This is a genomic window from Bradyrhizobium sp. CCBAU 11434 (assembly GCF_028128895.1).
GTDB classification, from domain to species: domain Bacteria; phylum Pseudomonadota; class Alphaproteobacteria; order Rhizobiales; family Xanthobacteraceae; genus Bradyrhizobium; species Bradyrhizobium zhengyangense.
This window is the reverse complement of sequence record NZ_LBJX01000065.1, coordinates 18,642-27,926: the sequence shown is the minus strand read 5'-3', so window position 1 is coordinate 27,926 and position 9,285 is coordinate 18,642. Positions and strand designations below refer to the sequence as shown.

8 protein-coding genes and 2 pseudogenes are annotated in these 9,285 nt (G+C 58.4%); 5 read left to right on the top strand and 5 right to left on the bottom strand.

What is annotated here, in order from left to right; all coding sequences use genetic code 11:
* The first annotated feature begins 330 nt into the window (after positions 1-330).
* The 4 genes and pseudogenes from XI06_RS14115 to XI06_RS14100 all read left to right on the top strand — a co-directional run.
* The gene (locus XI06_RS14115) at positions 331-531 is read left to right on the top strand and encodes a hypothetical protein (RefSeq protein WP_271605613.1); all 201 of its coding nucleotides are present in this window, start codon (positions 331-333) and stop codon (positions 529-531) included.
* A gap of 3 nt (positions 532-534) precedes the next feature.
* Positions 535-1,422: a hypothetical protein gene (locus XI06_RS14110; RefSeq protein WP_271605612.1), complete on the top strand. Its 888-nt coding sequence runs from the start codon at positions 535-537 to the stop codon at positions 1,420-1,422.
* A 126-nt stretch (positions 1,423-1,548) separates the two neighbouring features.
* On the top strand, positions 1,549-2,376 hold the full coding sequence (locus tag XI06_RS14105; protein WP_237873972.1) for a sulfotransferase family protein: 828 nt from the start codon (positions 1,549-1,551) through the stop codon (positions 2,374-2,376).
* A 342-nt stretch (positions 2,377-2,718) separates the two neighbouring features.
* A pseudogene (locus XI06_RS14100) lies at positions 2,719-2,895 on the top strand (transposase); the annotation flags it as partial.
* 271 nt (positions 2,896-3,166) lie between these two features.
* On the opposite strand, the gene XI06_RS14095 reads toward XI06_RS14100, so the two are convergent.
* Entirely contained in the window at positions 3,167-3,637 is a 471-nt protein-coding gene (locus XI06_RS14095) for a hypothetical protein (protein ID WP_271605611.1), read from the bottom strand.
* Positions 3,638-4,268: 631 nt separating this feature from the next.
* Positions 4,269-4,400 (bottom strand): annotated as a pseudogene (locus tag XI06_RS43785) (IS256 family transposase); the annotation flags it as partial.
* 250 nt (positions 4,401-4,650) lie between these two features.
* On the opposite strand from XI06_RS43785, the gene XI06_RS14090 reads away from it, so the two are divergent.
* The gene (locus tag XI06_RS14090; RefSeq protein WP_237873997.1) at positions 4,651-4,944 is read left to right on the top strand and encodes a hypothetical protein; all 294 of its coding nucleotides are present in this window, start codon (positions 4,651-4,653) and stop codon (positions 4,942-4,944) included.
* Between the two features lie 28 nt (positions 4,945-4,972).
* Here the strand turns inward: XI06_RS14090 and XI06_RS14085 are convergent, their stop codons facing one another.
* The 3 genes from XI06_RS14085 to XI06_RS14075 all read right to left on the bottom strand — a co-directional run bounded on the left by XI06_RS14085 (position 4,973) and on the right by XI06_RS14075 (position 8,936).
* Positions 4,973-6,475: a glycosyl transferase family protein gene (locus tag XI06_RS14085; RefSeq protein WP_271605610.1), complete on the bottom strand. Its 1,503-nt coding sequence runs from the start codon at positions 6,473-6,475 to the stop codon at positions 4,973-4,975.
* A gap of 3 nt (positions 6,476-6,478) precedes the next feature.
* Positions 6,479-7,666, bottom strand: a complete 1,188-nt coding sequence (wecB, locus tag XI06_RS14080; RefSeq protein WP_271605609.1) for a non-hydrolyzing UDP-N-acetylglucosamine 2-epimerase — start codon at positions 7,664-7,666, stop codon at positions 6,479-6,481.
* Positions 7,667-7,919: 253 nt separating this feature from the next.
* Complete coding sequence (locus tag XI06_RS14075) at positions 7,920-8,936, bottom strand: hypothetical protein (RefSeq protein ID WP_271605608.1); 1,017 nt, start codon at positions 8,934-8,936, stop codon at positions 7,920-7,922.
* Between the last annotated feature and the right edge of the window lie 349 nt (positions 8,937-9,285).

Here is a 9,285-nt window from a genome sequence, read left to right as displayed (position 1 = left end):
TCGGGCACGGTGACGGGTGCCCCCCCCCCCCCCCCCCCCCCCCCCCCCCCCCCCCCCCCCCCCCCCCCCCCCCCCCCCCCCCCCCCCCCCCCCCCCCCCCCCCCCCCCCCCCCCCCCCCCCCCCCCCCCCCCCCCCCCCCCCCCCCCCCCCCCCCCCCCCCCCCCCCCCCCCCCCCCCCCCCCCCCCCCCCCCCCCCCCCCCCCCCCCCCCCCCCCCCCCCCCCCCCCCCCCCCCCCCCCCCCCCCCCCCCCCCCCCCCCCCCCCCCCCTGTCGCGGGCGGGTTCACGGCCTCGATCAACTGGGGCGACGGCACGACGACGGCGGGCACGGTGAGCGGGTCGAACGGCGCGTTCACGGTTGCGGCCGGCACGGGCGGTCACACCTATGCGGACGAGGGCAGCGATCCCTTGAGCGTGACGATCACGCGGACCTCGGACAGCGCCCATATCACGCCGACAGGCACGGTGGTGGTCGGGGAGCACGACGTGCTGTCGGGCACCGGCACCTCGCTGAGCGCGAACACCAACTAGCTGTTGAACAACGTGGTGGTCGCGAACTTCACCGACACCGATCTGGTGACGCCGGCCTCGGACCTGGTTGCGTCCATCAACTGGGGCGACGGCACGACGACGACGGGCACGGTGACGGGTGCGAACGGCAGCTTCGCCGTGAGTGGCAGCCACTCCTATGCCTTGCCGGGCACGGACACCATCACGACGACGCTGAGCGACCGCTCGCCGGGTACGGCGGCGGCGACGGCGACCGGCAGCGCGACGGTCGGAATTCTACTCGGGGATGGTAATGGCGATGGCGTTCAGGATAATGGCGAAACTACACTTTCCGTACCTTGGGCTGCGGCGCAGCAGCTTCTCAATGCGAGCGATGCGAATCCCGACGTTCGCATATCGATGATGAAACAGGCGCTCAAAGCCCAACTCAACATCGACGCCGGAAAGGCTGACCCAGGCCTATTCCCTGGCCAGCCAGCGGGCCATGATCTGATTACTAAGGCGGTCGATTGGCTCAGAGGGTTGGCGCCGTTCACCTATTCCCCCACTAGCGCTAATGTGGATATTAACCACGACGGCATTCTGGAGACAGGTGCGACGAGCTTAGGGAACGATTACAACACCGCTACCCAGGCTTTCACCACGCCACCCCAGAAGGCTACGATGAATGCCTGGCTGCAGTACGTTGATACAATCCACAGCCCACCCCAGTCCGGCGATCTCTTGATCAACGGCCAGGATCTGAGAAATGCCTTGGCGGCGTTCAATGCGAACCAACTGGTAACCCTCATGGCGGGCACCCAAGTCGGCTGGAACAACGGTGCCGTCACGACTGACATTCAGTCCAACACGGCGAACACGTTCTGGAATGTGCTTGCCGACAATCATGTTATCGCAGCGCCTCATGTGTGATAGTTGTGGAGCTGCGACCGGTTAGAGTGGGACCAAGGCTCATCGCAAAGACTCGCTATAGAATGTCCATAGTGAGAATGTCTATCGTGAGAATCGTGCTTAAACGGAAGTGAGGCAGTTTCGATTATGCAGAATGGCTTGCATTTCATTTCGGGGCTGCCTCGTTCCGGATCAACGTTGCTAGCGGCAATTCTTCGCCAGAATCCTCGCCTCCATGCTGGAATGAGCAGTCCTGTAGGTTCGCTTTTCATGGCCCTGCAAGGAGCAATGAGCCGAAGAAACGAGGCCGCCATTTTCATCGATGAAATGCAAAAGAGAGAATTACTAAAGGGAATCTTTGATAACTACTATCATGCCGTCCATCCAACTAAGATGGTGCTCGATACCAACCGTGCGTGGTGCTCCAAACTGCCTACGCTGGTAAAGTTATTCCCTGAGGCGAAGGTCATATGTTGCGTTCGGCATGTGCCCTGGATCATGGACAGTCTCGAACGTCTCATCAGGCAGAACGCTTTCGAATTGTCCGGGATATTCAACTTCGAATCGCTCAACACCGTTTACACGCGAGTTAACCGACTCGCGACGAGCGATGGACTCGTTGGATTTGCAATCGATGCTCTTCGAGAAGCTTTTTGGGGTGAGAATGCAAGCCGTCTTATCCTCGTCGGCTACGAGGCCCTGTGCAAAGATCCGAGCGGAACGCTAGATCAGATCTACGATTTTCTGGGTGAGAGCCGGTTTGCGCACGATTTCGAGAACGTCGAGTACGAAGCCGACGATTTCGATCTTGGAATCGGAACACCCAACTTGCACAAAGTGCGCCGCAAAGTGAGCTGGCTTGAACGAGAGACGGTTCTCCCTCCAGAGCTGTTCAATCGCTTCGCCAATGACGCTTTCTGGATGATTCCAGAGTTAAACACACACAACGTACCAGTTATTTCGCCGCGAGGATAAGCGCCGGCAAGTCCCAGCATCGGCGGCACGGCGCCACCACCACTACGCAGGCGACGCCGATGTCGGCGGATCAGGCTTTGGAGGTCTCCCGGCTGCGTCAGGAGAACGATTGGCTACGCATGGCGCCGGAGCCGAGAAGGAAGCGAACCAAGCGGTACTCCCTGATCAGGTGACCGCACACGCGTCACGCGCCAGTGGCTGTCGCCGTATGAACCCGGCGGCTGACTATTGCAAGGCAAACCTTCATGTTGCAACTTCAATGATCTATAGGTTGGTAGCGACCTTGCCCCACGAGCTTAATCCAGTTTGAAGTTCGTTCTGGCCCACGACAAGGACCAGAGCATGAAGCGCAGCCACCTTTCGGAACAGCAGATCATCGGGATTTTGAAGTCGCACGAGGCCGGCGTTTCGGTTGCCGACCTGTGCCGCAAGCACGGCGTCAGCGACGCCAGCATCAACAAATGGAAGGCGAAGTTCGGCGGTATGGAGGTCTTGGAGGCCAAGCGGCTAAAGGCACTGCTCGCGGCTAAAGCGGTTGCTGTGGCTCGGATGGTTCTGGATCACGCCAGTGGGTACCTGCATTTCGAGAGATCGCAGCATGGCCGCACATTACAAGCGGTTCTATCTTTGCGTGCCGTATAACGGGTTGCATTGAATCCTCACCGCAATAAGGGCGAGCCGCCCTCCTGGGAGTGTTTCTTTGGACCGAGCGAAGAATGCCGTTTAGTTGGTCATGTAACATGATGGGCGCGCACCACATTTTTCTGGCGGGCTATGTCTTGTTGGCAGTTTAGGGTTGGACAAATTTCATAGCGACAATCGAGTACCCATCGGGCAGGGAAACTGAAAACTGCAGATGGAGGTCCGCAAGTGATAGAATAAGATTATCAGTTGAAAGGAATGGTTCGATCAGGATGGAGCCCAAGGTGCTGACTCGATCAGGTACGATTGTAAGATAGCCATGGGTTGTGGAATCGTATCGCTTGCCGCAGTCGGCCCCGATATTGGATCCGCAATCCATAAATACCGCCTGCCCATTCTCAATCACGAGTAGCGCGTAGCTAGAGAATGGTCCCGAGGGTGCGGGTGGAGAAGGCATTTCAGGCGGAGACAAGGAAACGTCCAGAAACGCGTTTAGAAACCAGTCTCTGGATGGGCCTGCAATATAATACTGGACGTGAGGTAGTAATTGATAGGTCGTCGAACTGGCGGGAAGCACCGAAACGAAAAGTAAGATAATCACTGAAATGATTGTGCTCATTGACGCCCCCAAACAAAGCGGGGAGCCAATCAGGATGTCATGAAACAAAAGCGACAAGATAGGTTCTGAAATCGGACGAAACCGCGTGTTGTTTAAGGCGGAGCGCATCACGCGGGGGGGATGTTAGATAAAGTTTAGGTATCTTACTGATCAGAGCAGCCCCTTTAGACAGGCTAGACATTCTCTATCTCTTTGATGTTTCGAGCGAAAGGTGAGCCTGAAAATCGCAGTGTCGGTGGTTCGATTCCGCCTTGGGCGCCGGAAAATTCAGTACTTCGATAGCCATCGGCCGCGTTCGTCGAGTAACGATTGAATAAGACGCCGGTGAGAAGCGGCGAACGCTTAGGGAATTCGCTGACGACATTGGCAGACTAGCCTTGGCGCGACGCCTCACTATGGCTGGCGCATTCGCGAAAAATTCTCTCGTCACCGTTGATATTAAAAAATGATCGAAGCACCGCTGACATGCGCCAGCGCCTGGATGTTCGCACCGACGTTGCCTGTCTCACAACCAACTCTTATTCGGTCGAGCTTCCTGCGATTAGCAGGCGACGTGAGATACAGTGATCGTGTCCCCTAGCGCGCTGTAACTTGCGGCGGGCACCGCCTTCGCCGGCAAGAGCCGGGCTGGTCAGCTGGCGATAGCCGGGAGGCTGACGGTTGGATCATCGCTCAACGGCGCGATGGTTTCCAGCGTCATGTAACGGGCGCGCTGGACGGCCCATTCATCGTTCTGCTTGAGCAGGATCGCCGATGGGGCGCGGCATCTCCTGCCTCGGAACGAATGCGTCGTTCCCACGTTTGAGACTGCATCATGTCCGCTCCCGATGCAGGACGTGAGCATTGAAAGGAATCCGTTAAGCCGTAGTTATCCATCTCCGCTCAAGCGCCGCTGTCGCCGTCGAAAATGCGGGAGTCCGTAAAACTATAGCAATCGGCTTGAGCTGGAGGAAACAGGCTCCGAAGTCAAATGCCCTCGTGGAGCCCGCAAGAGGCTTGCGACGGGGGCGTTAATGTCTACTAGCAATCGCATTTTGACCGATTTCGCCGTGCCTCCGGGCAGGGATGCCGTGGACGGCCTTGCAGCGATCGCTGCGGCGCTTGACCGCGGGCTCGATGCTGCGCCTCATTCGCGCGGACAGAAATCACTCGATATCCTCGCCATCGTCTGCGGCTGGGCTGTGCTTGTTTCGGTCGTGCTGCACCCCGAGCTGCAGCTCGGCGCCATTGGACTCTGTGCTGGCTTCATGGTCGTGCGCACGGCATTTCGCAGTGCATTCGGCGCGCGAGAGCCGTCGTACCTTTAAACCAGTTCGAATAACATCCTGAGCGAGATCAGGAAGCGCCGGGCGTGTCCGCGGCCGCATCGGGCGGGATGGGGAGTTGAAGTTCGCCCATCTGGATCGGATAAGAGTGCGACGTCTTGTCCCAAACCAACGGTTTCCCGGACAGGCGATGACTGGTGTAGATGCGAACCGCACGCCACGTCGCAAAAAAATTGACGAAGTTGCCGACGATGAGCCGCGGCGCCGACATCAGGGCGTGTCGCAAATTATAGATCATGCCCGTAAAGATCATGCGATTTAACAGGCGCCAGATCAGGAATGCGAAGGTCACCCAAAACAGCGTCCTAACCCATTCGGACGACAGCAATGTATAGGTCAGTTCGAGGTTCGAGTCGAAAAACCATCGAAACATTTCGAAGGCAATCAGATTGGCCATCGCAAAATACGCGAGCATCACCGCCGGGCTCGTAATCACGCCCTTTCGATCCCGCGCCAGGAAGTACTTCGTTCCGAACGCGCCCTTCCAGCCAATTTCCTCGGAGCCCTGAAAGACGATCCCCAACAGCCACCGTGCGCGCTGCCGATAGGCGGCCTCCAGCCCAGTGGGAAAGAACTCGCGTGTCGCAATCGGGAGGCTCCGATGCAGGATACCGGGGGCGCCGGCATCGATGTCGATATCGATGGCGTAGCTCGCGGGATAGGCGACGAAAGCCGACTTGAAGCCAAGTTCGGAGACGCGGAACGCGATGTCATAGTCTTCAGTGAAGGATGCGACACGGAACGCTTGGCCCTGGTTCTTGTCGACGAGGTGGAGGATAGCCTCTCGGCCGAAGCAGGCGGAAACGCCGGCGCAGGGAATGACGCCTGAGACGCGTTGCCGGACTTCGAGATCCTTGGTGTGCATTTCCGCAAACTCGTCCATGTAGATTCCGCCGATCAGGGACAGAATGGGACGGGAGAACGAATAGACCGGAAGCTGGACGAAGTCGTAGATCTCGACGAGCTTGTTGAAGAGCTTCAATTCCAGGGGATGGATGAGATCCTCGGAGTCATGCATGACCATGCCGGCAAATTGAATGCCGTGCTCCGCCTCGAACATGAAGATATCCGACGTGATCTGGTTGAGGCAATCCGCCTTGCTGGTTGGACCATCGCGAGGGACCAGCACCATGTGGATATTCGGATAGAGGCTCTGCGCCTTGCGTATCTCGTCCTGGGTCAAGGGGTCATTGAGATAGACGCCGACGAAATAGTGAGCCTGCCGATAACGAAGCAGCCGCGAATTGGACGACAGCATCGAGAAGATCACATCGTGCTCCTTCCAGCACGGGATCATGATCGCAAGCGGCCGCTCCGGCAGCTGCTCGAGAAGCTCGACGTCGGGTAATTCGCTCGACTTCGTCTTCGTCGTACCGAACAGCTTGCCGCTCCAGTACAGCAGATCCACCAGAAGATCGTCGAAGCTGGAAATGGCGATGATGATGCCCGCCGTGAGCATCATGATTTCGATCACGTAGAGATATTCGGGCAGGAAGCCATTCGGATTTGTCATAGACTACGATGCATATTGAAGAGGAACGATCGTCGCATCCTGCCGCTCTTGATCGGTCGAGAAATGTCGATAAAGCGCATCGACGATCCTTCGGCTGGCATGTCCGTCGCCATAGGGAAACACCGGACGAGCCATTTGAGTGTATTTTGCCGGGGATTTGTGAAGCGCGTAGAGCGATTTGAAGACGCCCTCGCGGGAGGTGCCGACGAGCTCGACGACACCGGAGGCAACGGCCTCGGGACGTTCCGTGAGATCGCGAAGCACGAGCACAGGCTTGGCAAGGGCCGGAGCCTCCTCTTGCAGGCCGCCGCTGTCGGTGACGACGCACCACGCATTCTGGATCGCGGCAACCATATCGCGATATCCGAGCGGTTCGACGAGATGGATTCTCGGATTGCCGGAGAGGATCTCGAGGGCCGCGTCGCGTGCATTCGGGTTGGGATGAATCGGGAAATAGACACCCACGTCCGGCGTCAGATCGACGAAGGCGCGAACCCCAGTCAGCGCATCCCGCAATTTCGGACCGAAGTTCTCCCTGCGATGCGCAGTCAGCAAAATCATCCGGCGAGTTCCGAACTCGGCCGGCGGCGGCGGCCTAGTCGCTGCGACCTCCAGCAGTGAATCGATCACCGTATTGCCCGAGACATGCACCCGGTCCTTCGGTACGTTCTCGTCGATCAGGTTTCGGGCCGCAGCCGAGGTCGGCGCGAAGTGCAGCGTTGCAGAAACCGCGATGGCCCGCCGATGAAACTCTTCGGGGAACGGCGCATCCAGTTCGGACGTTCGCAATCCGGCCTCGATGTGTGCGTAGGCAATCTTCTGATAGAAAGCGGCTACCGAGGCTGCATAGGCCGTCGTGGTGTCCCCCTGGGCGATGACACAGTCCGGGTTTTCTTCGCCGAAGATGCGGTCCAGCCGCTGGATCAGACGGCTCGCGACCTGCGCCGGGCCGGATGAGGCATCGCGATGGCGGATCGTAATATCGGGCGTCAGGCCGAACTCGGCGAGAGTTTGGCCAAGCAGGTCGCTCTGCTGGCCGCTGGCGACGATCTTCACACGGGCCCAGCTCGTGTCGCGCAGGCGACGAATGAGAGGCGCTACCTTGATGACCTCCGGGCGGGTACCGACGACAATTAAAAAGGTCCGACAAGGACTAGAGCGGGAAAATTGAACCTGAGGCGGGTGATGCATGCATTAGCCCAAAAATCGACGTGCTAGCGCCGCCGAATTTGTGCCGCGCAAGGCCTGGTTTGATGTCTCAAGGTTAAATCCAAAACCAACTTAAACTGAGCGGCTGCGCCAGACAATTCATGTTTCGGTATTTTTCGCCCAATTCCCAAGGATTGACCGGAGAGGGTAAATATTGTCGGTCCGGTTGGACCAGGAATCGGACCAGCGATGGTCCCGATCCCAGCCTTGCCACCAATGCCTGTCCCCTGCCGACTCAGGCCGCCGGCTGACGCCACACGCTCGCCTCGTAACCATCGATAATCTGGTTCGTGTGCGTGAATTCCTGCAGCTGCCGCAGCGGCTCGATCACCTTCCTTGCGATGAGCACCGTATTGGGCTCGGCGTACTTCTGCATGTGGCCGGCGATGTCGATGACCCGGTCAGAGATAGTCTCCAACGGGGTTGAGTCGTCAAAATACACCAGACCGGCATTGACCCCGCAACGTACCAAAAAATCGGCTTTGGAAATCTTCACTTCGCTGTTGAAGGCTTTCAGGCTCTTGATCACGTCCTTTCCTGCCTGGCAGGCATCTTCCACGTGGGCAAAGCAAGCCATGACTCCGTCGGGTGTCCAGGCGGACTTCAGCACTCCCCGCGCGCGGAATATGCGCTCCACGAGTTTTCGATATTCGGCGAAGTCGTACTGAACGGATGCAGGATCTTCGCCCGCCTTCATTGCGGCTGATCCGACGACGTCGATCGCCAGAAACGCAACTTCCCGGCCGAAGGAATCGAGCTTCTTCTTGGTCTCGGCGAAAACGCGCAGAAGCTCTTGCCGATTGACGGTGTTTCCGGCCTCCGCGATTTTCAAGGTGCTTTCCAGCTCATTGTCGAGTGCAGACCCCGGTTTGACGCCTTCTTTCTTGCGCCAGGCCTGCGCCGATTTTCGGAGTAACCGTCGATTGAGCGACTGCTGGCTTCTTTGCGCCAGCGACCCGGCGATGAATGTGACGAGCATGGCGAGCCCGATCAAAATCCAGTCCGAGCGGTCAGCGCCCGCGATGTTGGTGGGAATGTATTGGTGCAGGAGCGGCGCCGATTTCTTCAGGACAACGTCGCGCGCATCGAGCAAGGTCGCCGAAAAGCTTGCGCTCTTGGGATTGTCGAAGAGCAGAAAGAGCTTCGGGACGAGCAAGATGAGGACAAGGACGAAAGTTGCAATTCCGAGCAGTCGCCTCACTGTGAAAAGAAAACTCACAAGGAACGATTTCGGAGCTTCGCGATGAACCACTTAATCATCTCCAGGGCCAATGAAGGCGCAACGAGCGGGAAAACTCCGAAGCTTATAGTCCGCCAGTGATGCGGCGCGCAATTCTTGCGGAAGGGCAACCTCGCGAGTTTCCAATCGAGGCGATACTTGTTGTTCTCGTGTGGCCGCCAAGCGAGGGGGACGAGAGCGCTCGGTCCCAGAAGTCAGGGATTCGGCAAAGGAGGATGGGATAGCCGTCGTGGCGCCGCGTCATGACGCCGTTCCGGTCATAACGCGAGCGGATCTGATGCCGCTGCGGCGCCGAACTCGCGGCCACCAGGACGAGCATGTTCTGAATTTGGGAGCCGGATTACCTGCCAATTAATTAGGC

Excerpts from the sequence above, each read along its gene's own strand:
- XI06_RS14085 (WP_271605610.1), bottom strand. The coding sequence starts at position 6,475 with ATGACAAATCCGAATGGCTTCCTGCCCGAATATCTCTACGTGATCGAA.
- XI06_RS14090 (WP_237873997.1), top strand. The coding sequence starts at position 4,651 with ATGTCTACTAGCAATCGCATTTTGACCGATTTCGCCGTGCCTCCGGGC.
- XI06_RS14105 (WP_237873972.1), top strand. The coding sequence starts at position 1,549 with ATGCAGAATGGCTTGCATTTCATTTCGGGGCTGCCTCGTTCCGGATCA.
- wecB (WP_271605609.1), bottom strand. The coding sequence starts at position 7,666 with ATGCATCACCCGCCTCAGGTTCAATTTTCCCGCTCTAGTCCTTGTCGG.
- XI06_RS14095 (WP_271605611.1), bottom strand. The coding sequence starts at position 3,637 with ATGAGCACAATCATTTCAGTGATTATCTTACTTTTCGTTTCGGTGCTT.